This window comes from Frankia canadensis (assembly GCF_900197875.1).
Taxonomy (GTDB): domain Bacteria; phylum Actinomycetota; class Actinomycetes; order Frankiales; family Frankiaceae; genus Frankia; species Frankia canadensis.
In genome coordinates this window covers 92,411-115,849 of the sequence record NZ_FZMO01000223.1, presented here as the reverse complement: position 1 = coordinate 115,849, position 23,439 = coordinate 92,411, and the positions used below count along the sequence as shown (strand labels likewise).

The window sequence follows — 23,439 nt, the reverse complement described above, 5'->3', positions numbered from 1 at the left end:
CCGGTTTGGCCGGGCCCGCGGCGGCGCCGCGATGGTCTGATTGTGGGGTCGGTGACCGTGCGACCTCGGAGTTATGTTCTCCTGTGCCAGTTGTCCGCGGCAACGACGCCGCGGCGCACCTCAGCGGTTCGCCTCGCCCGGGTCGGCTGTCGACGTGTGGCAGATGCCCGGGCGGCGGTGCGAGGTGATGACGAGGAAAGGGGACACGCAGCGGTGATGTCCACCGACCGGGCCGGGGCGATCCTGGTGACCGGAGCCACGGGATTCATCGGTTCACACACCTGTGTCGACCTGCTCGCCGCGGGCCACCGGGTGGTGGGTGTGGACAACTTTCTCAACAGTTCGCCACGCGCGTTGGACCGTCTACGCAAGGTCGCGGACCGCGACCTCGACTTCGTCCGTCTCGACGTGCGTGACCGCGATGCCCTCGACGAGGTGTTCCGCCGCTGGAAGATCGACGGGGTCGTGCACTTCGCCGCGCGCAAGGCGGTCGGCGAGTCGGTCGAGATGCCGCTGGAGTACTACGACACGAACGTCAACGCGACGCTCGGCCTGGTGCGCGTGATGGCCGAGCACGACGTCCGGCGGCTGGTCTTCTCCTCGTCCTGCTCCATCTACGGCACGGTCGACAGGGTGCCGATCACCGAGGACACCCCGGCCCGGCCGACGAACCCGTATTCGCGCACCAAGTGGATGTGCGAGCAGATCCTCGCCGACGTCTGCGCGCAGGACCCGGCCTGGCACGCCATCTCGCTGCGGTACTTCAACCCGGTCGGCGCCCACCCGTCGGGGCTGCTCGGTGAGGATCCGCGCGGCGTGCCGAACAACGTGATGCCCTACCTCGCGCAGGTGGCGGTCGGCCGGCGGGCGGAACTGGCCATCTTCGGCGACGACTACCCGACCCCGGACGGCACCGGCGTGCGCGACTACATCCACGTGGTCGACCTGGCCGAGGGGCATCGCCTCGCCCTCGACCACCTCGACGACCAGCCCGGCCACCGGGTCGTCAACCTGGGCACCGGCACGGGCACCTCGGTGCGGGAGCTGCTCGACGCCTTCTCCGCGGCCTGCGGCCGGACGCTGCCCCACCGGGTGGTGCCCCGCCGCCCGGGGGACGTCGCCGCGCTGGTGGCCGACCCGACGCTTGCCCGCGAGGCGCTCGGCTGGACGGCCCGCCACGACATCGCGCGGATGTGCCGGGACGCCTGGGAGTTCCAGCGTCTCAATCCAGCGGGGTACGACGATGAAGAGGGAGCCTGATGAGCACGTCGGACAGCCATGAGGACGCGGCGGACGGGCATCGGCCTCGACTGACGGTCATCGGAACGGGTTATCTCGGCGCCACCCACGCGGTCTGCATGGCCGAGCTGGGCTTCGAGGTGCTCGGCGTGGACGTCGACCAGTCGAAGATCGAGCGGCTGTCCGCCGGCGAGATCCCCTTCTACGAGCCCGACCTCGCCGACCTGCTGCGCGCGAACCTGGCGTCCGGCCGGCTGCGGTTCACGACCTCGTTCGAGGAGATCGCCGAGTTCGGCGACGTGCACTTCGTCTGCGTCGGCACCCCGCAGCGCGCCGACGGCTACGGGGCGGACCTCAGCCACCTCAACTCCGCGGTCGAGCGCCTCGCGCCGCTGCTGCGCCGCCCCTGCCTGGTCGTCGGCAAGTCGACCGTGCCGGCGGGCACCGCGGCCGGGATCGCCCGCACCCTCGCCCGCCTCGCCCCCGCGAACCATCCGACCGGGGCCGCGAGCGCCACGCCCGGCGCCGCCGTGCTGGCCGCGACCGGCACGAACGGGCGCGCCCAGGCCGCCACCCCCGACGCCGCCGGCCAGGGCGGGACCGTCGACGTGGATATCGTCCGCGAGCTCGGCGGCGTCCAGCTCGCCTGGAATCCGGAGTTCCTGCGCGAGGGCTTCGCCGTCGCCGACACCCTGCACCCCGACCGACTCGTGTTCGGAGTGGCCTCCCCGGCCGCGGAGGGCGCGCTGCGGTCGGCGTTCGCCCCGGTGATCGCCCAGGGGGTCCCGGTGATCGTGACAGACTACGCGACCGCCGAGCTTGTCAAGACCGCCGCGAACTCGTTCCTCGCGACGAAGATCTCCTTCATCAACGCGATGGCCGAGGTCTGCGAGGCGGTCGACGCCGACGTGCTCACCCTGGCCGAGGCGCTGTCCCACGACGTGCGCATCGGCGGAAACTTCCTGCGCCCCGGCGTCGGCTTCGGCGGCGGCTGCCTGCCGAAGGACATCCGGGCCTTCCAGGCGCGCGCCGACGAGCTCGGGGTCGGCGCGGCGCTGCGGTTCCTGCGCGAGATCGACGGGATCAACGACCGTCGCCGCGACCGGGTCGTCGAGCTCGTCGCCGCCGCGCTGGACGGCACCCTCGCCCACCGCCGGCTGCTGGTCCTCGGCGCCGCGTTCAAGCCGAACTCCGACGATGTCCGCGACTCGCCCGCGCTGGCTGTCGCCGACCTGCTCACCCGGACCGGCGCCGAGGTGACCGTCGTCGACCCGGTGGCGACGCACAACGCCCGCCGCGCGCTGCCGCAGGTCACCTACAGCGAGTCGGTGGACGAGGTCGCCGCGGGCGCCGACGCGGTCGTGCTGCTCACCGAGTGGCGCCAGTTCGCCGAGCTCGACCCGGTCCGGCTGGGCCAGCTGGTCCGCCGCCGCGTGGTCGTCGACGCCCGGCACGCTCTCGACGGCGACCGCTGGCGCCAGGCCGGCTGGGTCTACCTCGCCCCCGGCCGGCCGACGGGGGTCATCCCCAGCCCGGTGCCGGAGCAGCGGCCGTGGGCGGTCGGGCCCGATGCCGCCGGTTCCGACGGTGTCACGCCCGTGCGCGACCAGTCGATCGCCGGGATCGAGACCTCGGTCGGGCGCCCGTCCTGAGCGGCCGGCAGGCGGTGCTGACGGGCAGCGGCGCCCGGCGGCGCCGCGGGGCTGCAGTGGCGGGCCGGGGCGCCACGCGGTCGGGATCTACGGAGTAGGGTGCACGCATGTCTCCCCTCACGCGCCCCTGGGCGCGGGCCCGCCGTCGGGTGATCAGTCGACATCGGTGAGTACCAGCCCATGGCGCCGCCGTCGGCGTCCGGGCGGCGTGTGCCCACCCGATCGAGATCGATGAGGAGAGCTCCCGGCGATGAGTGACGCGCCGATCGTCCGCCCCCTGCCCGTCAGCGGCTTCCCGGAGTGGTTGCCGGAGGTCCGGATCGTCGAGCAGCGCTGGCTCGACACGATCCGCGTCGTCTTCGAGCGGTATGGGTTCTGCTCCGTGGAGACCCCGTCCGTCGAGGCGCTCGACGTGCTGCTGGCCAAGGGCGAGACCTCCCAGGAGGTCTACACGCTGCGCCGGCTGCAGGCCGACGCCGCCGACGACAGCGCCCGGCTCGGCCTGCACTTCGACCTGACCGTGCCCTTCGCCCGGTACGTGGCCGCGCACTTCAACGAGCTCGTCTTCCCGTTCAAGCGGTACCAGATGCAGCGCGTGTGGCGGGGGGAGCGCCCGCAGGAGGGCCGCTTCCGCGAGTTCACCCAGTGCGACATCGACGTCATCAACGTCGACCGGGTGCCGCTGCACTTCGACGCCGAGCTGCCCCGGATCGTGCACGAGGTGCTCACCACCCTCGGCGTCCCGCCCTGGACCCTCAACATCAACAACCGCAAGGTGCTGCAGGGCTTCTACGAGGGGATCGGGATCGGTGACCCGCTGGAGGTCATCCGGATCGCCGACCGGATGGACAAGATCGGCCCCGCCGGGGTGGCGGATCTGCTCACCACCCGGGCCGGCCTCGACGCCGATCAGGCGCGGGCCTGCCTGGACCTCGCGGCGATCCGCGCCCCGGGTGCCGGCGTCGTCGACGAGGTCCGCCGGCTCGGCGTCAAGGGCGACCTGCTCGACGAGGGCCTGGACGAGCTCGCCACTGTCCTGGACGACCTCGCCGACCTGCCGGCGGGCAGTGTCGTCGCGGACCTGTCGATCGCCCGCGGCCTCGACTACTACACCGGCACCGTCTACGAGGCGAAGTTCGTCGACTGGCCCGACTTCGGCAGCATCTGCTCCGGCGGCCGCTACGAGAACCTGGCCGGCTCGTTCATCCGCCGCAGCCTGCCCGGGGTCGGCATCTCGATCGGCCTGACCCGCATCTTCGCCAAGCTGCTCGCCGAGGGCCTGCTGACGCCCGGGCCGGCGAGCCCCGCCGACGTGCTCGTCGTCGTCCCCACCGCTGAGCGCCGGGCGCAGGCGCTGGCCGCCGCCGCCGCGCTGCGCGCCCGCGGCCTGAAGGTGGAGACCTACCACCAGGCCGACAAGCTGGCCAGGCAGGTCCGCTACGCGGCGCGCAAGGGCATCGGCCACGTGTGGTTCCCGCCGTTCGCGGATGATCGCGATCACGAGGTGAAGGACATGGCCAGCGGCGAGCAGGCCACCGCCGACCTCGACACCTGGTCCCCGCCTCCCGCCTGACGTGACTCGCCCGGATGCGCGCGGCGGGTGGACCGCCGCGCCATCGCGGGAGGGCTGCCCGCCGCGACGTGGCCGGCCGGCCGGGGACTGACGGGGGCGGAGATCCCCGGGCCGGCCGGGCCACGCCGCGAGGGCGGGCGCTGTGACGCCTCGTCGTTGGGGACCGGCGGGGCGTCCATCTCCGGTGTACCACGGGTTCCCGGGGCGCCAATCCCTGTGCGCCGATCGCGTGACCGGACGGGTAAGTGGATGCCGACACCGGCCGCGTTGGGCGATTGCTGGCCCGCTCGGCGGATTGCTGACCGGCTCGACGCATTGCTGGTCCGCTCGCCGGATTGCCGTTCCGCGCGGCGGAATGCGGTCCCGTCCGGCGGGCGCGGTGCGCGGCCGCCGGGGGCCGCTCGGGTGCCCCGCGGCGGGGCCGGTGCGCGGGTGCGCCGCAGCGCGGCGGGTTCGCCGCGTCCGGGCGCATCGCCGGGTCCGGGGTACGCCGCCGGGCCCGGGGCGTCTACCGTGGTCCGGGTCCGCGTCGTGTGCCGGGCCAGCGGGCGCGTCGACGGTGGTGCGCCCAGGGAGGTGCGAGCCGATGGAGGTGGCAGTGTCACAGCCGGCGTCCGATCCGGTGTCCGGGCAGTCCGCGGCGTCCCGGCAGGTGCCCGAGCAGGCGGCGGCGCCCGTGAGGGTCGCGTCGGCCCGGATGCGGGTCCAGGTGATCGCGAAGACGGAGTTCCTGCCGCCGGCGGACGTGCCGTGGAGCACCGACGCCGACGGCGGGCAGGCGCTGGCGGAGTTCGCCGGGCGGGCCTGCTACCAGAGCTGGAACAAGCCGAATCCGGCGACCGCGACGAATTCCGGCTACCTGCGCCACATCCTCGACGTCGGGCACCTGTCCGTCCTCGAGCACGGGACGGTCACGCTCTACATCACCGGCGTGTCCCGCAGCCTGACCCACGAGCTGGTCCGCCACCGGCACTTCTCCTACAGCCAGCTGTCGCAGCGCTACGTGCCCGAACGCGACGCGGCCGTCGTCGAGCCCGAGGTCGTCGCCGCCGACCCGGAGCTGCACGCGCTGTTCCAGGAGGCCGCCGCGGCGTCGCTGGAGGCGTACTCGCGGCTGCTGGAGGGGCTGGAGAAGCGCTTCGCCGACGTCTCCGCGCCCACGTCGCGGCGCAAGCAGGCCCGGCAGGCGGCGCGCAGTGTCCTGCCGAACGCGACCGAGACCCGCATCGTCGTCACCGGCAACTACCGGGCCTGGCGGCACTTCATCGCCATGCGGGCCAGCGAGCACGCCGATGTGGAGATCCGCGGGCTCGCGGTCATGGCTCTGCGGGAGCTGCTCGAGGTGGCACCGAACGTCTTCGCCGACTTCCGCATCTCGACGCTGGACGACGGTACCGAGGTCGCCTCCAGCCCCCTCGTCGGCGAGGGCTGACCGTCCGCCAGGCGAGCTGATCGAGTGCGGGAGTCTGACCGTGCACGTGCTGGTGGTCAACAGCGGGTCGTCGAGCCTGAAGCTGCGCGTCATCGGCCCGGCCGATGACCTGCTCGCCCACGGCGACCTGGACGCGCCGGACGGCCGCCCGCGGCCGGACGAGCTCGACGCCGCCCTGGCCGAGCTCATCCGGGCCGCGGGCGCGCCGCGGGACGGGCTCGCCGCGGTGGGGCATCGGGTCGTGCACGGGGGCACCGAGTTCACCGGGCCGGTGCGCGTCGACGCGGCGGTCGCGGCCCGGCTGCGGGCGCTGACCGCGCTCGCCCCGCTGCACCAGCCCGCCGCGCTCGACGCCTATGACCTGGTCCGCGCCGCGCTGCCGGACCTGCCGCACGTCGCCTGCTTCGACACCGCCTTCCACAGCCGGCTGCCGGCGGCGGCGGCCACCTACGCGCTGCCCGCGGCGTGGCGCGAGCGGCACGGGCTGCGCCGCTTCGGCTTCCACGGCCTGTCGCACGCCCACGCCTCGCGGCGGGCCACCGAGCTCACCGGCGCCCGCCGGGTGGTGACCTGCCATCTGGGCTCGGGGGCGTCGCTCGCCGCCGTCCGCGGCGGGGTGAGCGTCGACACCACGATGGGCTTCACCCCGCTGGAGGGGCTCGTCATGGGCACCCGGTCCGGGACCGTCGACCCGGGCGCGCTGCTGTGGCTGCAGACCGAGGCGGGGATGACGGCGCGCGAGCTCACCGACGGGCTCTTCCATGCCGCCGGGTTACGGGGACTCGCCGGCACCGCCGACATGCGCGCCGTCGAGTCCGGGGCCCGTGCCGGTGACGCGGCCTGCGGGCTGGCGCTCGACGTGTACCTGCACCGCCTGCGCGGGCAGATCGCCGCGATGGCCGCGGCGCTCGGCGGCCTGGACGCCCTGGTGTTCACTGGCGGGGTCGGGGAGAACTCGCCCGGCGTGCGGGCGGGCGCGGCGGCCGGCCTCGGCTTCCTGGGGGTGACGATCGACCCGGAGCGCAACGCGGCGCCGCCGGCCGGCGCGGCGGCCGACCGGGAGATCGGTGCGCCCCGCTCGGCCGTGCGCACGCTGGTCCTGGCCGCCCGGGAGGATCTGGAGATCGCCCGAGGCGTTCGGTCGGTGATTGATCGTCGCGGAGGGTAAGGGGGTGCCTCGGTCTGGCGTCCGGTAATGTCAGGATTTGTGACCGCCGCCTCTCCTCTCGCTGACCACGGTCGGGCGGGGCGGGACGGCGGCGGGTGATCAGCGGGGGCGTCGGTGCCGGGCCTGGCCCGATCGGCCGGCTGCGGCGGTGGACGCGGCGTGACGACGCCGACCACGCGCCCGTCCTCGACCTCACGGACGTCGACGAGGTCACGATGACGCTGCTCGCCCCGCCCGCGCCCTACCAGGGGCTGCGGCGCCGGGTGGTCGACCAGTTCACCATCGTCAGCGCCAACCGGTGCCGGCTCGCCCGATCGGTCAACTGGGGCCCGCTCGACGCCATCCTCAACGAGATCGTCCCGGTCACCGGCACCGGCCGGGTGGACACCGCGGGCCGGCTGCCGCCCGAGGTGCTGGTCCTGCTGCCGGTCTCGACGCTGTCCAAGCGGGCGCTGGTCGCCTTCGACCTGACCGGCCCCGGCGGCTCCGACGCCCATCTGATGCCCTACGGCACCTCCGTCGCCGTCCAGGGCAATCTGATCGCCGGGCTCGCCGATCCGCTCGGCGCGCCGCTGGACGAGACGGCCCGACGCGTCGTCGACGCGATCTCCCGGTTCCGGCCGGGTCGGCTGTCCGGCAACTATCCGCGGCTGGCAGCGACCCGCGGCCGCCCGCTGCGGCTCGGCGCGATCCGCACCTACCTGGAGCGCGAGGCGGACCTGGCGGTCACCGAGGAGCGGTTGCGCCGCTGGCGCGGGCTCGTGGGCGACGCGGAGCGGGCGCTCGCCGCGGCGCTGGGTGAGCCGTTCGACCCGCTCAGCAGCGCCGAGACGCTGCTGCTCGCCGTCGGGGAGCTGTGGCGGGACCCGGACGTGTCCGACGGGCTCGACCCGACGGCGATCGAGGGCTACCTCACCGCCTTCACCAGCTGGATCGACGCGCTGGTCGGCGTGGGCCCGGACGCGGTGCCGGTGCTGTCCACGGTCGCCGAGTACGGCCGGCGCTGGGAGGCCCTGGCCGCCGTCACCGTGGACCCCTACCGGCCGTTCCTGATCAAGTCCAGCGAGGAGCTGCGCACGATCCTGGTCCGCTCGGTGTTCGCCCGCTCGACCTTCGGCGGGTCGGTGCCACTGTGGCGCCAGCTGCTGCACCCGGCGGCGGTGATCGACGTCGACTCGGGCGGCACCGCCAGCCACCACGTCAGCATCGGCACCGACGACACCAGCATCGAGCTCGACACCCCGGTGATGGTCGACCAGTTCGGCGACCCGGTGCGGCGCACCTACATCGAGGACATCCAGCGCAACCGCGAGGTCTACGCCTTCTACACCACCGACGCCCGCAGACCGGCCCGATCCCGGCTGATCGTGGGGCTCAGCGTCTCCGCCGACGTGTCCCGGGTCACCGGCGCCATCAGCGTCCTGATGGCGCTGACGGTCGGGCTGACCGCCCTGCCCGTCAGCCTCGCGCCCGACGCCGTCGCCGTGATCACGCTGCCGTCGTCGTTCGCGGCGACCCTGCTGCTCACCCGGGAGCGCAGCAGCCTCGCGGCCTGGGTCCTCGGACCGGTGAAGACGGTGCTGCTCGCGCTGCTGGTCGCCTTGGCGGTTCTCGCCGGGCTGCGGGCGGCAGGCTGGCACGCCCCGCCTGATTCCGCCCCTGCCAGCACCGTGGGCCGGGGGTGTGCCGTCGTCCCCGTCCCGGACCGGTCCGGTGGCGGTACTCTAAAGGCCGTGTAGCAGCGGACGGGACGGTGGCGGATGCCGAAGAACTACGGCCCGGGTGTTGCCTTCGGCACCCCGCGTGCCGGTGGGCTGCGCTCGCTGGTACGTCTCGGCCGTCGGGAGTTGTGGTTGCGGCTGGACCGCAACATGCTGGTCGCGGGCGATCGCGGGACGACCGCTGGGCTCACCTCGCCCGGCCGGGTGCCCAGGGGGTCCGCTCGCGCGCACTGAGTAGTTCCGTCCCGGGTATCTCGGTCGGCCCGGCTCCCTGCCGGGTGCCGTGGCGTGTCCCGGGCGGGTAGTGGTTGTGTCACCGGGCGGAGGTTCGCCCGGGCAGGTCGGCTCCGCGGGTGTCGGTGCGCGGCCGGAGTGGGCTCGCTCCCGGTGGCGGGCAAGCCCGGTGGTGCCGGTCGCGTGGTGCCGGGCACCGCGATGCCGGCGCTGGCCGTCGGCGTCGCGGTGGCGACGCGGTCGGGCCGTCGGGCGGTGGTGCACCGTCGCGCGGCTCCTCGCGGCGGTACCACGCGGCGCTGACGCGCGAGTGCGGTGAGGTCCGGTCCAGGGCAGCATGTCCACCCGGCGGCTGGTCGACCTGGCCAGGCCGGGCCGCGGGGCGGACGATGGAGTGGCGTGCGTGCACGCGCGGCTCCGGGTGGTGACGGGTGAGTTCGGTTCGATGGCCTGGCGGTAGCCCGCCAGCCGGGAGAGAGATGTCGGAGGTGCGCTCTAGCGTGACCGGTATGTCAGTGTTGCCGCCGGCGCCGTTCGGGCGCATGGCCACGGCGATGATCACGCCATTCCAGGCGGACGGCGCTTTCGACGAGGCGGGCGCGGCGCGCCTCGCCGCGCATCTGGTGGAGGTGGGCAACGACGCGCTCGTGGTCAACGGCACCACCGGGGAGTCGCCGACCACCAGCGACGCGGAGAAGACCCGCCTGGTCCGGGTCGTCGTCGAGGCCGTCGCCGGCCGGGCCCGCGTCGTCGCCGGTGTGGGTACGAACGACACCGCCCACACCGTCGAGCTCGCGCGTGCCGCCGAGGCCGCGGGCGCCGACGGGCTGCTCGTCGTGTCGCCGTACTACAGCAAGCCGCCGCAGGCCGGTCTCGCGCGGCACTTCGCCGCCGTCGCCGACGCCACCGGCCTGCCCGTCATGATCTATGATATTCCGGGTCGTTCGGGGGTGCCGGTCGCCACCGAGACGCTGGTCCGCCTGGCGGAGCACCCGCGCATCGTCGCCGTCAAGGACGCGAAGGACGACCTGGCCGCCTCCTCCTGGGTACTGGCGCGGACCGACCTCGCCTACTACGCCGGCACCGACGTCCTCACGCTGCCCCTGCTGTCGGTCGGCGGCTGCGGGGTCGTGAGCGTCGTCTCGCACGTGGCCACCGGTGCCATGCGGGCGATGATCGAGGCGTTCGCGGCGGGTGATGCCCGGCGGGCGATCGCGCTGCACCGGGGCCTGCTGCCAGCGTTCGAGGGGATCTTCCGCACCCAGGGGGCGATCCTCGCCAAGGCCGCGCTGAAGCTCGCGGGGCTGCCGGCCGGCCCGGTCCGCTCGCCGCTCGTCGACGCGACGCCGGCCGAGATCGCCCAGCTGCGCGCCGACCTCGCGGCGGCGACCCTCGACGTCGTCGATCCACCGGGTCCACCAGGTGGGCCCGCGCACCGGCCCGCCCGGGTCGGGTTCGCCGTCGCCGCGGCGGGGGAGGCCTCATGAGCCACCCGCACCCCGACTACGGACCCCCGCCGCCCCTGCGGGCCGACGGCCTGCGCATCATCCCGCTCGGCGGGGTCGGCGAGATCGGCCGCAACATGACGGTCTTCGAGCACTCCGGCCGGCTGCTGATCGTCGACTGCGGCGTGCTGTTCCCCGAGGATGTCCAACCCGGCATCGACCTGATCCTGCCGGACTTCTCGGCGATCCGGGACCGCCTCGACGACATCGACGCGCTGATCCTCACGCACGCGCACGAGGACCACATCGGCGCCGTGCCCTACCTGCTGCGCGAGCGCCGCGACATCCCGATCGTCGGCACCCGGCTCACCCTCGCCCTGCTGAACGCCAAGCTCACCGAGCACCGGATCAAGGCGGTCACGCAGGAGATCCGGGAGGAGGAGCGGCACACCTACGGCCCGTTCGAGTGCGAGTTCTTCGCGGTCAACCACTCCATCCCGGACGCGGTCGCCGTCGCCATCCGCACCGAGGCCGGCCTGGTGTTGCACACCGGCGACTTCAAGATGGACCAGCTGCCGCTCGACGGCCGGCTCACCGACCTCGGCGGGTTCGCCCGGCTCGGCCGGGAGGGCGTGGACCTGCTGCTGTCCGACTCGACCAACGCCGAGGTCCCCGGGTTCGTCACCTCGGAGCGGGAGATCGCCCCGGTGCTCGACGGGGTGTTCCGGGAGGCGACGCGGCGGATCATCATCGCCTGCTTCGCCAGCCACGTGCACCGCGTGCAGCAGGTGCTCGACTCCGCCGAGGCGCACGGCCGCTCGGTCTGCTTCGTCGGCCGGTCGATGGTGCGCAACATGGGCGTGGCCCGCGATCTGGGTCTGCTGCGGGTGCCGCCGGGCCTCGTCGTCGACGCCCGCGACATCGACTCGCTGCCTGACCGCAACATCTGCCTGATCTCCACCGGATCGCAGGGCGAGCCGCTGTCCGCGCTGTCCCGGATGGCCAACCGCGACCACCAGATCCGCATCCAGGCCGGCGACACCGTGGTGCTCGCCTCCAGCCTCATCCCCGGCAACGAGAACGCGGTCTTCCGCGTGATCAACGGCCTGACCCGCCACGGCGCCAGGGTCGTCCACAAGGGGGTGGCCAAGGTGCACACCTCCGGCCACGCCCCGGCGGGGGAGCTGCTGTACGTCCTCAACGCGACGCGGCCGTCCAACGTCATGCCGGTGCACGGGGAATGGCGTCACCTGCGGGCGCACGCCAAGCTCGCCGAGGCGACCGGCGTGCCCGCCGACCACGTCGTGCTCGCCGAGGACGGTATGGTCATCGACCTGCTCGACGGCCGAGCCCGGATCACCGGGGTGGTCCCGTGCGGCTACGTCTACGTGGACGGCGCCGCGGTCGGGGACGTCGGCGAGCCGAGCCTGAAGGACCGGCGGATCCTCGGCGAGGAGGGCTTCATCACGATCACAGTCGTGGTGGACGCAGCGGCCGGCAAGGTCGTCGTCGGGCCCGATCTGTCCGCGCGCGGGTTCACCGACTCGCCCGGCACCTTCGACGCGGTCGCGAAGCTGGTCAGCGATGCGATGTCCGACGCGATGCGGTCCGGGATGAACGACTCCTCCGCCCTGCAGCAGCTCGTGCGCCGCACGGTCGGCCGCTGGGTCAACGAGAACTACCGCCGCCGACCGATGATCGTCCCGGTGGTCCTGGAGGTCTGAGCCGGTGTCCTACCGCGGCACGCCCGGTTCGTCGGGGTTGCAGCGACTCGGCCCCCGGTCTGTGTAGCGTCTCGATGGTGGCCACACGGACTAGTGGCGCGCGGACGCGTGCGCAGACGGGGACGGCCACGGCCCGGCCGGGGGGCGGTGGACGTCAGGGTGCCGCGCGTGCGCGTGGTGGGTCGAGCGGATCCGGGGGATCCGCCGGCCGGGCAGGTCCCGAGGGCCGTTCGGGCTCGGGTGGCCGGGCCGGCTCGGCCACCAGGACTGGCGCCGGCGGCCGACCCAGGGCTTCGCCGCGCCCGGCGGCACGCGAGCGGCGGGCGCCGCTGTCCCTGCTGATCGGTCAGGCCGTCGTCCGCTCGGTCTACCGGGTGTGGATGGCCGCGGCGACGATGCTCGGCACGGCCCTGCGCCGCACCGGGCGCGGTGCCCGGGATCTGCGCATCGATCCGGCGCACCGCCGCGACGGCCTCGGTCTCGCCGCCCTCGGCGGGGCCCTGCTGTCCGCCGTGGCTGTGTGGTTCTCCGCCGCCGGGCCGGTCGGCTCCTTCATCGCCGCCGCGCTGGAGCTCTGCGTCGGCGCGGGCGCGTGGGTGCTGCCGCTGTTCGGCCTGGGTGCCGCCTGGCGGCTGGTGCGCTCGCCGACCGACCCGGACAGTCGCGGCCGGGTCGTGATCGGCTGGGCGGCGGTCACGGTCGGCCTGCTCGGCGTGGTGCACATCGCCCGCGGGCTGCCGGACTTCAGCGACGGCGCCGGCCGGGTGCGCGGTGCCGGCGGGCTCGTCGGCCTCGTCGGCGGCCTGCCGCTGGCCAGCGCGGTGACGCCCTACCTCGCCGTTCCGCTGTTGCTGCTGCTCTCCGCCTTCGGCCTGCTGGTGATCACGGCGACGCCGATCCGGCAGGTCCCCGAGCGGCTGACCGGCATCCTCGAACGCCTCACCGCCGGGGTCGTGCGCGACTCCACCGCCCGCGACGGCCACGACGACGAGTACGGGTTCGACGAGGACGTGGTCGACGACTACGGCCTCACCGACGACCTGATGGCGGACGAGCGGGCCGGTGGCCGTCCGTCCCGGCGCTCCCGCGGTGCTCGGAACACCGCCGCGGCGGACGACGCCGGGGCGGCCGGGGACCCGGCGGCGCCGGGCGGCCCCGACGTCTACGACGTCGACACGGATGTGGACGAGGGCCGCGGGCGCCGCCGGTCGCGACGCGGGAGAGCCGCCGCGGCCTCGGCGGACAACGCGGCCTCGGCGGACAACGCGGCCTCGGCGGACAACGCGGCCTCGGCGGTCAACGCGGCCTCGGCGGACAACGCGGCGCCCGACGCCGCCGGCGATCTGACCCTCGACCTGTTCGGCGAGGTCGCCGGCCCGGAGGCCGACACCGGCTACGCGGACGACGCGGACGCCGACGAAGCGGCCGCCGGCGCCGCGACGGCTGGGGCGGCCGGGGCCTCGGGGCGCCGCCGCGGCCGGGAGCGGGTGGCGCGGGCGAGCGCCGGTGCCGCCGACACGGCGACCGGCAGCGCCGGCCCGGGCTCCCCGGGCGCCGCCGGCGAGATCGAGCACCTCGTCCCGCCGATCGACGGCGACTACACGCTGCCGTCACCCACACTGCTGCGCTCGGGCACGCCGCCGAAGGTTCGCTCCGCGGCCACCGACGCCGTCATCGCGTCGCTGACCGACGTGTTCAGCCAGTTCAAGGTCGACGCCAAGGTCACCGGCTTCACCCGGGGTCCGACGGTCACCCGCTACGAGGTCGAGCTCGGTGCCGCGGTCAAGGTCGAGCGGATCACGCAGCTCGCGAAGAACATCGCGTACGCGGTGAAGAGCCCCGACGTGCGGATCATCAGCCCGATACCGGGCAAGAGCGCGGTCGGCATCGAGATCCCGAACACCGACCGCGAACTCGTCTCGCTCGGCGACGTGCTGCGCAGCGGCGAGGCGTTCGCGAACGCTCATCCGCTGGTCGTCGGCCTCGGCAAGGACATCGAGGGCGGGTATGTGCTCGCCAACCTGGCGAAGATGCCGCACATCCTCATCGCGGGCGCGACCGGCGCCGGCAAGTCGACGTGCATCAACACCCTGATCACCTCGGTGCTCGCCCGGGCCACCCCGGACCAGGTGCGGATGGTGCTCGTCGACCCCAAGCGGGTGGAGCTGACGAACTACCAGGGCATCCCGCACCTGATCACGCCGATCATCACGAACCCGAAGAAGGCGGCCGACGCGCTGCAGTGGGTCGTGAAGGAGATGGAGAACCGGTACGAGGACCTGGCCGCCTGCGGGGTTCGCCACGTTGACGACTTCAACCGCAAGGTGCGGGCCGGGGAGATCGTCACCCCGCCTGGTTCCGAGCGGGTGTACACGCCGTACCCGTACATCCTGGCGATCGTCGACGAGCTCGCCGACCTGATGATGGTCGCCCCGCGTGACGTGGAGGACGCGATCTGCCGGATCACGGCGATGGCGCGCGCGGTCGGGATCCACCTGGTGCTCGCCACCCAGCGTCCGTCCGTGGATGTCGTGACCGGCCTGATCAAGGCGAACGTGCCGAGCCGGCTGGCGTTCGCGACCGCCTCGCTCGCCGACAGCCGCACGATCCTCGACCAGGCCGGCGCGGAGAAGCTCGTCGGCCTCGGTGACGCGCTGTTCCTCCCGATGGGGGCGAGCAAACCGGCCCGTATTCAGGGTGCGTTCGTCTCCGAGGACGAGATCGCCGCCATCGTCGACCACACGAAGGAACAGTCCCCGCCGGCATTCCGGGAGGACGTGTTCGACGGGGGCGGCGAGGCCAGGAAGGAGATAGACGAGGAGATCGGTGATGATCTGCAGCTTTTCCTGCAGGCGGTCGAGCTCGTCGTGAGCACCCAGTTCGGTTCCACCTCGATGCTGCAGCGCAAGCTGCGGGTCGGGTTCGCCAAGGCCGGCCGGCTGATGGATCTGATGGAAAGCCGCGGCATCGTCGGTGCCAGCGAGGGTTCGAAGGCCCGCGACGTCCTGGTCATGCCGGACGAGCTGGAGGGCCTGCTCACCACTCTGCGCGCGGGATAGGCCGGGCCCCGGACGGGTAGGTCCGCGCTTTCGGGGTCGGGTCGCGGACCGTAAACTTCGGGTGCGTGCCTGCACGGCAGGCAGCGATATATGAACGGGTGCGGAGGTCGGTCATGCAGTCCGTGAACGATCCCCAGCCGGCCAGCGCCGGCGCCCAGCTCGCCGCGGCCCGCCGTGAGCGGGGGCTGACGGTGGACGAGGTCAGCGCGCGCACCAGGGTCCGCGCGAGCCTGATCGAGCAGATCGAGCGGGACGACTACGCGCACTGTGGCGGCACCGTGTACGCGCGGGGTCATCTGCGCAGCATCGCCGGCACCCTCGGGCTCGACCCGGGACCGGTTCTCGCCGCGTATGACGCGTCCCACGAGTCGCTGACCGGGCCGGTCCTCGTCGTGCCGCCGGGCGAGTTCGATCCGCTGCGCGGCGGTGCCGGCGGCGGGGGCGGCCGGGGCGGCTTCCGCTGGGGCACGGCGATGATCGTTTCGCTGGCGGTGGTGTGCGTCGTGGCCGTCGTGCTCCTGCTGCTGCCCGGTGGGTCCGGAAAATCCGGCGACGCGTCCGGTTCGGCCCGCCAGCAGCCGGCGAGCGCGGCGCCGAGCCGCCCGCCGACTCCCGCGTCCGCCGCGCCCACGACGCCGGCCAGCCCCGCCCCGACCGGGGTGAACGTGGTGCTGGCGGCGCGGGACGCACAGAGCTGGCTGGAGGTACGCGACGACGACCGGCACGTCCTGCTCTCCCAGCTGCTGCACACCGGCGACTCGCGGACGGTCACCGCGCCCGGCGCGCTGCACATCCGGATGGGCAACGCCGGCGCGGTCGACGTGTCCTGCAACGGCAGGAGCCTCGGCCCGTCCGGCGGCCCCGGCCAGGTGGTCACGATCACCGTCAGTGTGGGCGCCTCCGGCAGCTGCGAGGTCGGGCCGGATGGGCAGGGCCCGCTGTCCGCCATGTCGGGCTGATGCGGCGCCGCCCAGCGGCGTCCCGGTAGCCTGACCTCGTGTCGACACGCGTCCCCCGCCGGGTAGCCCTGATCACGCTCGGTTGTGCCCGCAACGAGGTGGACTCGGAGGAGCTGGCCGCTCGGCTCGCCACCGAGGGCTTCGAGCTGGTCGACGAGGCCGCCGACGCCGACGCTGTCGTGGTCAACACCTGCGGTTTCGTCGACGCGGCGAAGAAGGACTCCATCGACGCGCTGCTCGCCGCGGACGATCTGCGCGCGCCGTCCGGCGCGGCCGGGGACGACGCCGCGGCTGCTGACGGCGCCGCCGGCCCGCGGGCGGTGGTGGCCGTCGGCTGCCTGGCCGAGCGCTATGGCCGGGACCTGGCGGAGAGCCTGCCCGAGGCGGACGCGGTGCTCGGCTTCGACGCCTACCCGTCCATCGGCGAGCACCTGCGGGCGGTCCTCAGCGGCGCCGCCGTGCCGGCGCACGCCCCGCGCGACCGGCGCACCCTGCTGCCGATCACCCCGGTGGAGCGCGGCGCCGCGGCCGGCGGCCATGCCGGTGCCGGCGTGCACATCCCGGGCCATGGCGCGGCCCCCGCTGCGGCCCCCAGCTCCGGCCCGGGCCCGGGTTCCGTGGCCGGGGCGTCGCCGGTGCGACGGCGGCTGACCACGGGTCCGGTGGCGCCGTTGAAGATCTCCAGCGGCTGCGACCGCCGCTGCGCGTTCTGCGCGATCCCGTCCTTCCGCGGCTCGCACGTCTCCCGACCGGCCGACGACGTGCTCGCCGAGGCCGAGTGGCTGGCCGGCCAGGGCGTGCGCGAGCTGGTGCTCGTCAGCGAGAACTCCACGTCCTACGGCAAGGACCTCGGTGATCTGCGGGCACTGGAGAAGCTGCTGCCGCGGCTCGCCGCCGTGCCCGGCATCGTCCGTGTGCGCACGGTCTACCTCCAGCCGGCCGAGCTGCGGCCCTCCCTGCTGGAGGCGCTGCTGACGACGCCGGGGCTCGCACCCTACCTGGACCTGTCCTTCCAGCACGCGAGCCCGGACGTGCTGCGCCGGATGCGCCGCTTCGGCGGCGCCGAGCACTTCCTCGACCTGCTGCGCCGCGGCCGGCGGCTGCTGCCCGACCTCGGCGCCCGCTCCAACGTCATCGTCGGCTTCCCCGGTGAGACCGCCGCCGACCTCGACATCCTGGCCGACTTCCTGGTCGGCGCCGACCTCGACGCGATCGGCGTGTTCGCCTACTCCGACGAGGAGGGCACCGAGGCCGTCGGGTTGCCCGGCAAGCTCGACGAGGAGGAGGTCGAGCGGCGCCGGGCCCGCATCACCGACCTGGCCGAGCAGCTGACCGCCGCCCGGGCGGAGCAGCGGATCGGCAGCCGCGTCCAGGTGCTCGTCGAGGAGGTCGCGGGCGGGCTGGCCCATGGCCACGCGGGGCACCAGCAGCCCGATGCCGACGGGGCGTGCGTGGTGCGGCTGGGACCCGCCGCGCGCGCCGAGATCGGCGACCTGGTCGAGGCCCGGGTCGTCGCGACAGAGGGGGTGGACCTGATCGCCGAGTTCACCGCGGTGCTCGACCGGGCGCCCCGGCCCGTCGCCGGGCTGGCGGAACCGACCTCCTCGCCGCCGCCCGCGGCGGCCACATCCGCGCCGTCGCCGCGGGGAGTGGGGCGGGTGCTGTCGGCCCTGCCCGCCGGCCGCGGCGCGGCGCGAACGTGACGGCCCCGCCCGCCGGCGCCCCGGGCGACCGGCCGGCCGTGCCGGTGCTCAACGTCGCGAACATCCTGACGATCGCGCGCCTGATCCTGGTACCGGTGTTCGTGGCGTTCCTGTTCGCCGGACCCGACACCGACACATGGCGGTACGCGGCCTTCGGGGCCTACGCCGTGGCCGCGATCACCGACCAGATCGACGGCTCGATCGCCCGCCACTGGCGGCTCGTGACCGACTTCGGGATCCTCGTCGACCCGATCGCCGACAAGGCGCTCACCGGCGCCGCGCTCATCTCGCTGTCGGTGCTCGGCGAGCTGCCCTGGTGGGTGACGGCGCTCATCCTGCTGCGCGAGGTCGGCGTGACGCTGCTGCGGCTGTGGGTGATCCGGTTCGGGGTGATCGCCGCGAGCCGCGGTGGCAAGGCCAAGACGCTGCTGCTGAACGTGGCGATCGGCCTCTACGTCCTGCCGCTGGGCGGTCCCGCCGCGACGTTGCGCGCCGTCATCCTGGCCGCCGGGGTGATCGTGGCCGTCGCCACCGGCATCGACTACATCTACCGGGCGCTCGCGCTGCGCCGGCGGGCGGCCAGTGGCACCGCGGGTGCCGCGACGGCCGACGACGAGGAGGAGTGGGCGGATGCGGGCTGAGTTGCTGGCCGTGGGGGACGAGCTGCTCTACGGCGACATCGTGAACGGGAACGCCGCGTGGCTCGGCCGCCAGCTCGCCGACGTCGGCGTGGACGTCGCGACCTCCACGGTGGTCGGCGACGAGATCGAGACGATCGCCACCGCCATCCGGGCGGCCCTCGCCCGTGCCGACGCCGTCGTCCTCACCGGCGGTCTCGGGCCGACCCAGGACGACCTGACCCGCGAGGGCATCGCCGCGGCGGCGGGTGTGGGGCTGCGCCGCAACGACTTCCTGGAGGCGGAGCTGCGCCGCCGCTTCCAGGCGATGGGCCGCGACGGGTCCGCGCTGCCCGCGATGAACTTCCGCCAGGCGGAGCTGCCGGACGGCGCGCAGCCGCTGCCGAACACGGCCGGGTCCGCCCCGGGCGTGCGGATGGAGATCGGTGCCGGTGTCGTCTACGCGATGCCGGGTGTGCCCTTCGAGATGACGGCGATGTTCACCGCCAGCGTGCTGCCCGATCTGCTGCGCCGCGCCGGGCAGCCGGCGGTGGTCGTGCACCGGGTGCTGCGGACCGCGGGCATGTGGGAGTCGGTGGTCGCCGAGGCGCTCGCGGCCGAGGTCGACCGGCTCGCCCCGATCGGCAACCCGCGCATTGCCTTCCTGGCCAGCGGCGGGCAGACCCGGGTCCGGATCACCGCGCGCGCCCGGGACCGGGCCGAGGCCGAGGCGCTGATCGCCCCGGTGGAGACGGCGGCGCGGGCCGCGCTCGGTGCCGGCGTCTACGGCGGTGACGAGGACTCGCTGGAGAGCGTGGTGCTGGGCCTGCTCGGCGCGCGCGGGGCCACGCTGGCGGTCGCCGAGTCGCTGACCGGTGGGCTGCTCGCCGCGGCGCTGACCGACGTGCCCGGCGCGAGTGCCGTGCTGCGCGGCGGCGTGGTCTCCTACGCGACCGAGGTCAAGGCGTCCGCCCTCGGGGTGGACGCGGACCTGCTCGCCACCGAGGGAGCGGTGTCGGCGCGCACCGCCGCGGCGATGGCCGCCGGCGTGCGTGAGCGGCTCGGCGCCGACTACGGACTGTCGACGACCGGCGTCGCGGGCCCGACCGAGCAGGAGGGCAAGCCGGTCGGCACGGTGCACCTCGGTCTCGCCGGGCCGGACGGCACGATCACCCGATCGGTTCTGCTGCCGGGCGACCGGCCGCGGGTGCGGACGAACGCCGCCGTGGCCGCGCTGGACCTGCTGCGGCGTACCCTGGCGGGACTCCCCGACGGGGATCTCGTCACGGGCGGTGAGCGCACCTCCGGCGGGTCTCGGGACTAATCGCCGGACCCGAGTTGCTTACACAGTTACAGTCCCATCAACGAGGGCCTGTGGGCCGTGGTGGTGGGTATACGGTGAACGCATCCCGCGGACGAAGGAGGAGGCTCGATGGTCCTGCTCCGACGCATGATCGGCGAGGCGTTGCGCCGCCGCCGTCAGGATCAGCACCGCACGCTCCGGGAGGTGTCGTCGGCGGCCAGGGTGTCGCTCGGCTACCTCTCCGAGGTCGAGCGTGGGCAGAAGGAGGCCAGCTCCGAGCTGCTCGCCGCGATCTGCGAGGCTCTGGGAGTACGCCTCGCGGACCTGCTGCGCGAGGTCAGTGAGGACCTGGAGCTCGCCGAGCTCGCGGTGGGAGCGGCGGTCGGTGGCGGCGCCACGGTCGTCGTGCCGGCCCGCCCGACCGTCGTGGAACGCGCGGCCTGAGCTCGTCCGCTCCGGCTGCGGTGTGGCGGCGACGGTGGGAGCGCGCGCCCGGCTTACCGGTCTCATTCCGGGGCACGCCTGTGGAGGCAGGCGGCAATCCGAGAGTGAGAGAGGACGAGCATGAGCGCGATCCGAAGCCCACTGTCCGACGAGGCCCGCACCATCACCGGCGAGGCGCTGCAGGGGGCCCTGATCGATCTGATCGACCTGTCCCTGTTCGCGAAGCAGCTGCACTGGAACGTCACCGGGCGAACCTTCCGCAGCGTCCACCACCAGCTCGACGATGTCGTGGAGCTGGCCCGCCGCTATGCCGACCAGACGGCGGAACGGGCGGTGGCGATCGGGGTGAACCCCGACGGGCAGTCCACGACGGTGGCCCGCGGCACGCACCTGCACGGCGTCGAGGTGGGCTACGTCGCGGACGAGAAGGTGGTCCGACTGGTCACCGAAGTACTCGCGGGCGTCATCACACGGATGCGTACCCGGATGGACGCCACCGAGAAGCCCGATCCGGTCACCCAGGACCTGATCATTGATATCGTCCATGACCTGGAGGAACAGCACTGGATGTTCCAGGCGATGATCTGACGTCTCTCCAAGCCGGGGTGCCATCCGATCGTCGGCGGGTCGACCGCAGCCCGGGAGCCAGGCCCGAACGGGCCAGTTCTGGTGGCGGTGGGCGCGTCGATCTGCCACCCTCGCCGGTTAGCGTTCGTGACGCAGCTTGAGCCCGTCGTCCCGGGCACGGCGCCCGGGTCCGCCCGCAGGGGAAAGAAGGCCACGTGAGCACCGCCTCGCGACCCGAGGAGGATGACGTCACCCCAGGCCAGCTGCCCATCCAGGTATGCAAGGGCTGCAACGGTCTCGGTGAGCAGCTGGTCGTGTTCGCCACCGCCCGCGGTGGCTTCGTCCCGGCCTGCCGGTCGTGCGCGGTATGTGACGGCCGCGGCCGTACCGTCCTGCATCCCCCGGTCTGACCTCGCTGCCGGCCGCCGCCACCAGCCCGTCCTCGCGCCCGCCTGCCGGTCTCGCCTCCGCGAGGGTCGTCCGGGCCCGGTCTGACGTCTTGACGACGCGATTGGGCCGTCCTCGGGCCCACCACCCGGGCCGCGTCGTGCGACGATCGTGGTATGGCGAATGTCGTCCGCAAGATTGCCCGGTATCTTTCGGCGTCGGCGAATCGCAGGTTCGACGAGCGAGCCGATCCGCGCGTGCAGATCGACCAGGCCATCGAGGAGGCCCGCCGTCAGCATGAGGCGCTGGTCCAGCAGGCGGCGCTCGTCGTCGGCAACCAGCGGCAGCTGGAGATGCGCCTGGCCCGGCAGGCGGAGGAGGTCGCGAACCTCACCGAGTCGGCGCGCTCGTCGCTGCTGCTCGCCGACAGCGCCCGGGCCGCCGCAGACCCGGCCCGCGCGGCCGGCTACGAGGAGACGGCGCAGGCCTTCGCCAGCCAGCTGGTCTCCGCCGAGGGTTCCCTGGAGGACCTCAAGAACCTGCACCGCCAGGCGGCGTCCTCGGCGGCCCAGGCGCGCACCGCGGTCGAGGACAACACCGCGCGGATGCAGCGCCACCTGGCCGAACGGGCCCGGCTGCTGACCCAGATCGAGCACGCGGCCATGCAGGAGCAGATGACCCGGGCGATGGAGGGCATGTCCTCGCTCGCGCCGTCCGGTGACACACCGAGCCTTGCCGAGATCCGCGACAAGGTCGAGCAGCGGTACGCCGTCGCGCTCGGCCGCCACGAGCTCGCCTCGCAGGGCATGGATGCGCGGATGGTCGAGGTGCGGCGCGCCACGATGGATGCCCGGGCCCAGAGCCGGCTCGCGGAGCTGCGGGGCGCGCTCGGCACGGACGGTCCGGGTGCTCTGGGCGCTGGTGGCCCCGGTGGCGCGGGCGGCGATCTGGGGGCGCCGGCAGTGACCGGCGGGGCCGATCCGCATCGCCCGTCCCTGGCGAAGGGGCAGGGCGCCGGTGCGAACGGGCATCCCGAGCATGACGCCCAGCAGGGCCTGCCGCCCGGTGCCGGCGGCGCCAGGTCCGCTGGCGCGCCGCCGCCCGGTTCCCCGGCGGGCGGTTCTCCGGTGGCCGGCTGAGCCGGCAGGGACGGGTTTCGCGGCGGCGCCGGCCCGGGACGAGGAGCGACGACGGCATGAGTGGTTCGGGCGGGTGGGACCAGGGACTCGGGCATCTGCGGGCGGTGTTCGACGCCCGCTCAGCGGGTGACGCCAGCATGGCGGCGCGCCGCGCGGCGTCGGCCGCCGGTCCCGCGCTGCCGGACTGGGCTGGTGCCGGCTACGAGCGATGGTCGTTGCGGCGGGCGCAGCGCCGCGCCGGCCGGGGCCGGCGATGGGCGCGCCGTTGGTCGGCGGGCAGCGCCACGCTGTGGGCGGCGGTGGCCGCCCTGTCGACCGTGCCGGCGGTGTTGGACCGGTGGGAGTGGCTGCTGCTCGGCGCGGTGTCCGCGGCCCGCGCGGCTCTCGCCGGGCGCGAGCTGGCCGAGCTCGGCCGGGACGAGGACGCCCTGCCGATGCCGACCGCCGCGGCGCCGGGGCCATGGGAGCTGCGGGGTTCGGCCGCGGCTGAACCTCTGCGGCGCGGCGAGGCGGCGCTGGTCGCCCTCGCCGCGATGACGCGCTCGATCGCCGAGAGTCCCGCCCGCGTGTTGCTGCGGGGTGGGGTCGCCGGTGGCGCCGAGCTGGTCGACGGGCTGCGTGCCGGGGCGGTGCGGGTGGTGGCCTGCGAGTCGGCGGCGCGCGCGGTGGCCCATCCCGATCGGCGGGCCGAGCTGCTGCGGACCCGCGACGGCCTGGTGGCCACGATGACCACGTCGGTGGCGACCTTCGACGATCTGCTCGTGGCGGCGGCCGAGGCGGTCGGCAGTGTGTCGACCGCCGCGCCGGGACTGGAGCGGCTGCGGGCCGACACCGAGGTGCTGCGCGAGTACGCGGCGGCGCTGCGGGCCCTGACCGGCTGAGCCGACCCGCGCGGGTGTTCGGTCCGGTACGAGCGGCCGGGCCGGAGCCATCGTGTCGCCAACGCAACTGGGTGGCACCTTGGGGTGGGAGATCGCCACGTTTACGGTGGGTTCACCGATCACGCTACGTAGTACATGGCGGTTTGGCATGCATGACGGTCGTGCTGATGGCGCGTCTGACGTGGGTTTACT

Annotated in this window: 19 protein-coding genes; all 19 read left to right on the top strand. The window is 74.1% G+C overall.

The window, feature by feature from the left end; translation table 11 throughout:
• Window positions 1–216 precede the first annotated feature (216 nt).
• The 19 genes from galE (at window position 217) to pspM (ending at window position 23,247) form a co-directional block, all read left to right on the top strand.
• A complete protein-coding gene (galE, locus tag C1A33_RS18055) occupies window positions 217–1,260 on the top strand; it encodes a UDP-glucose 4-epimerase GalE (protein ID WP_101832638.1) in 1,044 nt (347 codons plus the stop codon).
• On the top strand, window positions 1,260–2,891 hold the full coding sequence (locus C1A33_RS18050) for a UDP-glucose dehydrogenase family protein (RefSeq protein ID WP_243407687.1): 1,632 nt from the start codon (window positions 1,260–1,262) through the stop codon (window positions 2,889–2,891). Before galE ends, C1A33_RS18050 begins: the two co-directional genes overlap by 1 nt.
• Window positions 2,892–3,141: 250 nt before the next feature.
• Window positions 3,142–4,464: a histidine--tRNA ligase gene (gene hisS, locus C1A33_RS18045; protein WP_101832637.1), complete on the top strand. Its 1,323-nt coding sequence runs from the start codon at window positions 3,142–3,144 to the stop codon at window positions 4,462–4,464.
• A 697-nt stretch (window positions 4,465–5,161) separates the two neighbouring features.
• Window positions 5,162–5,896, top strand: coding sequence for an FAD-dependent thymidylate synthase (gene thyX, locus C1A33_RS18040; RefSeq protein WP_101832661.1), 735 nt, complete (start codon window positions 5,162–5,164; stop codon window positions 5,894–5,896).
• A gap of 40 nt (window positions 5,897–5,936) precedes the next feature.
• Entirely contained in the window at window positions 5,937–7,064 is a 1,128-nt protein-coding gene (locus C1A33_RS18035; RefSeq protein WP_101832636.1) for an acetate/propionate family kinase, read from the top strand.
• 215 nt (window positions 7,065–7,279) lie between these two features.
• Window positions 7,280–8,803: a hypothetical protein gene (locus C1A33_RS18030; protein WP_243407693.1), complete on the top strand. Its 1,524-nt coding sequence runs from the start codon at window positions 7,280–7,282 to the stop codon at window positions 8,801–8,803.
• 21 nt (window positions 8,804–8,824) lie between these two features.
• On the top strand, window positions 8,825–9,019 hold the full coding sequence (locus C1A33_RS18025) for a hypothetical protein (RefSeq protein WP_101832635.1): 195 nt from the start codon (window positions 8,825–8,827) through the stop codon (window positions 9,017–9,019).
• Between the two features lie 479 nt (window positions 9,020–9,498).
• Complete coding sequence (gene dapA, locus C1A33_RS18020; RefSeq protein ID WP_101832634.1) at window positions 9,499–10,506, top strand: 4-hydroxy-tetrahydrodipicolinate synthase; 1,008 nt, start codon at window positions 9,499–9,501, stop codon at window positions 10,504–10,506.
• Window positions 10,503–12,188: a ribonuclease J gene (locus tag C1A33_RS18015; RefSeq protein ID WP_101832633.1), complete on the top strand. Its 1,686-nt coding sequence runs from the start codon at window positions 10,503–10,505 to the stop codon at window positions 12,186–12,188. The genes dapA and C1A33_RS18015 overlap by 4 nt, the downstream gene beginning before the upstream one ends.
• Before the next feature lie 380 nt (window positions 12,189–12,568).
• Window positions 12,569–15,247, top strand: coding sequence for an FtsK/SpoIIIE family DNA translocase (locus C1A33_RS18010; RefSeq protein WP_243407685.1), 2,679 nt, complete (start codon window positions 12,569–12,571; stop codon window positions 15,245–15,247).
• A 113-nt stretch (window positions 15,248–15,360) separates the two neighbouring features.
• A complete protein-coding gene (locus tag C1A33_RS18005; RefSeq protein ID WP_101832631.1) occupies window positions 15,361–16,206 on the top strand; it encodes a helix-turn-helix domain-containing protein in 846 nt (281 codons plus the stop codon).
• Window positions 16,207–16,244: 38 nt separating this feature from the next.
• Window positions 16,245–17,909, top strand: a complete 1,665-nt coding sequence (gene rimO / locus C1A33_RS18000; RefSeq protein ID WP_101832630.1) for a 30S ribosomal protein S12 methylthiotransferase RimO — start codon at window positions 16,245–16,247, stop codon at window positions 17,907–17,909.
• Window positions 17,906–18,550, top strand: a complete 645-nt coding sequence (locus C1A33_RS17995) for a CDP-alcohol phosphatidyltransferase family protein (RefSeq protein ID WP_243407684.1) — start codon at window positions 17,906–17,908, stop codon at window positions 18,548–18,550. The genes rimO and C1A33_RS17995 overlap by 4 nt, the downstream gene beginning before the upstream one ends.
• Window positions 18,540–19,850 (top strand): competence/damage-inducible protein A, encoded by a 1,311-nt coding sequence (locus C1A33_RS17990; RefSeq protein ID WP_101832629.1) that lies wholly within the window; start codon window positions 18,540–18,542, stop codon window positions 19,848–19,850. Before C1A33_RS17995 ends, C1A33_RS17990 begins: the two co-directional genes overlap by 11 nt.
• Window positions 19,851–19,958: 108 nt before the next feature.
• Entirely contained in the window at window positions 19,959–20,273 is a 315-nt protein-coding gene (locus tag C1A33_RS17985) for a helix-turn-helix domain-containing protein (protein WP_101832628.1), read from the top strand.
• 120 nt (window positions 20,274–20,393) lie between these two features.
• On the top strand, window positions 20,394–20,861 hold the full coding sequence (locus C1A33_RS17980; RefSeq protein ID WP_101832627.1) for a Dps family protein: 468 nt from the start codon (window positions 20,394–20,396) through the stop codon (window positions 20,859–20,861).
• A 194-nt stretch (window positions 20,862–21,055) separates the two neighbouring features.
• The gene (locus C1A33_RS17975) at window positions 21,056–21,250 is read left to right on the top strand and encodes a hypothetical protein (protein WP_101832626.1); all 195 of its coding nucleotides are present in this window, start codon (window positions 21,056–21,058) and stop codon (window positions 21,248–21,250) included.
• A 153-nt stretch (window positions 21,251–21,403) separates the two neighbouring features.
• Entirely contained in the window at window positions 21,404–22,366 is a 963-nt protein-coding gene (locus C1A33_RS17970) for a PspA/IM30 family protein (protein ID WP_101832625.1), read from the top strand.
• Between the two features lie 56 nt (window positions 22,367–22,422).
• A complete protein-coding gene (gene pspM / locus C1A33_RS17965; protein WP_101832624.1) occupies window positions 22,423–23,247 on the top strand; it encodes a phage shock envelope stress response protein PspM in 825 nt (274 codons plus the stop codon).
• Window positions 23,248–23,439: the final 192 nt, after the last annotated feature.

What these genes read in the sequence shown, in the direction of transcription:
- galE (WP_101832638.1), top strand. Translation starts at nt 217, where the DNA reads ATGTCCACCGACCGGGCCGGGGCGATCCTGGTGACCGGAGCCACGGGA.
- C1A33_RS18050 (WP_243407687.1), top strand. Translation starts at nt 1,260, where the DNA reads ATGAGCACGTCGGACAGCCATGAGGACGCGGCGGACGGGCATCGGCCT.
- hisS (WP_101832637.1), top strand. Translation starts at nt 3,142, where the DNA reads ATGAGTGACGCGCCGATCGTCCGCCCCCTGCCCGTCAGCGGCTTCCCG.
- thyX (WP_101832661.1), top strand. Translation starts at nt 5,162, where the DNA reads ATGCGGGTCCAGGTGATCGCGAAGACGGAGTTCCTGCCGCCGGCGGAC.
- C1A33_RS18030 (WP_243407693.1), top strand. Translation starts at nt 7,280, where the DNA reads ATGACGCTGCTCGCCCCGCCCGCGCCCTACCAGGGGCTGCGGCGCCGG.
- C1A33_RS18025 (WP_101832635.1), top strand. Translation starts at nt 8,825, where the DNA reads ATGCCGAAGAACTACGGCCCGGGTGTTGCCTTCGGCACCCCGCGTGCC.
- dapA (WP_101832634.1), top strand. Translation starts at nt 9,499, where the DNA reads ATGTCGGAGGTGCGCTCTAGCGTGACCGGTATGTCAGTGTTGCCGCCG.
- C1A33_RS18015 (WP_101832633.1), top strand. Translation starts at nt 10,503, where the DNA reads ATGAGCCACCCGCACCCCGACTACGGACCCCCGCCGCCCCTGCGGGCC.
- C1A33_RS18010 (WP_243407685.1), top strand. Translation starts at nt 12,569, where the DNA reads ATGGCCGCGGCGACGATGCTCGGCACGGCCCTGCGCCGCACCGGGCGC.
- C1A33_RS18005 (WP_101832631.1), top strand. Translation starts at nt 15,361, where the DNA reads ATGCAGTCCGTGAACGATCCCCAGCCGGCCAGCGCCGGCGCCCAGCTC.
- C1A33_RS17990 (WP_101832629.1), top strand. Translation starts at nt 18,540, where the DNA reads ATGCGGGCTGAGTTGCTGGCCGTGGGGGACGAGCTGCTCTACGGCGAC.
- C1A33_RS17985 (WP_101832628.1), top strand. Translation starts at nt 19,959, where the DNA reads ATGGTCCTGCTCCGACGCATGATCGGCGAGGCGTTGCGCCGCCGCCGT.
- C1A33_RS17980 (WP_101832627.1), top strand. Translation starts at nt 20,394, where the DNA reads ATGAGCGCGATCCGAAGCCCACTGTCCGACGAGGCCCGCACCATCACC.
- C1A33_RS17970 (WP_101832625.1), top strand. Translation starts at nt 21,404, where the DNA reads ATGGCGAATGTCGTCCGCAAGATTGCCCGGTATCTTTCGGCGTCGGCG.
- pspM (WP_101832624.1), top strand. Translation starts at nt 22,423, where the DNA reads ATGAGTGGTTCGGGCGGGTGGGACCAGGGACTCGGGCATCTGCGGGCG.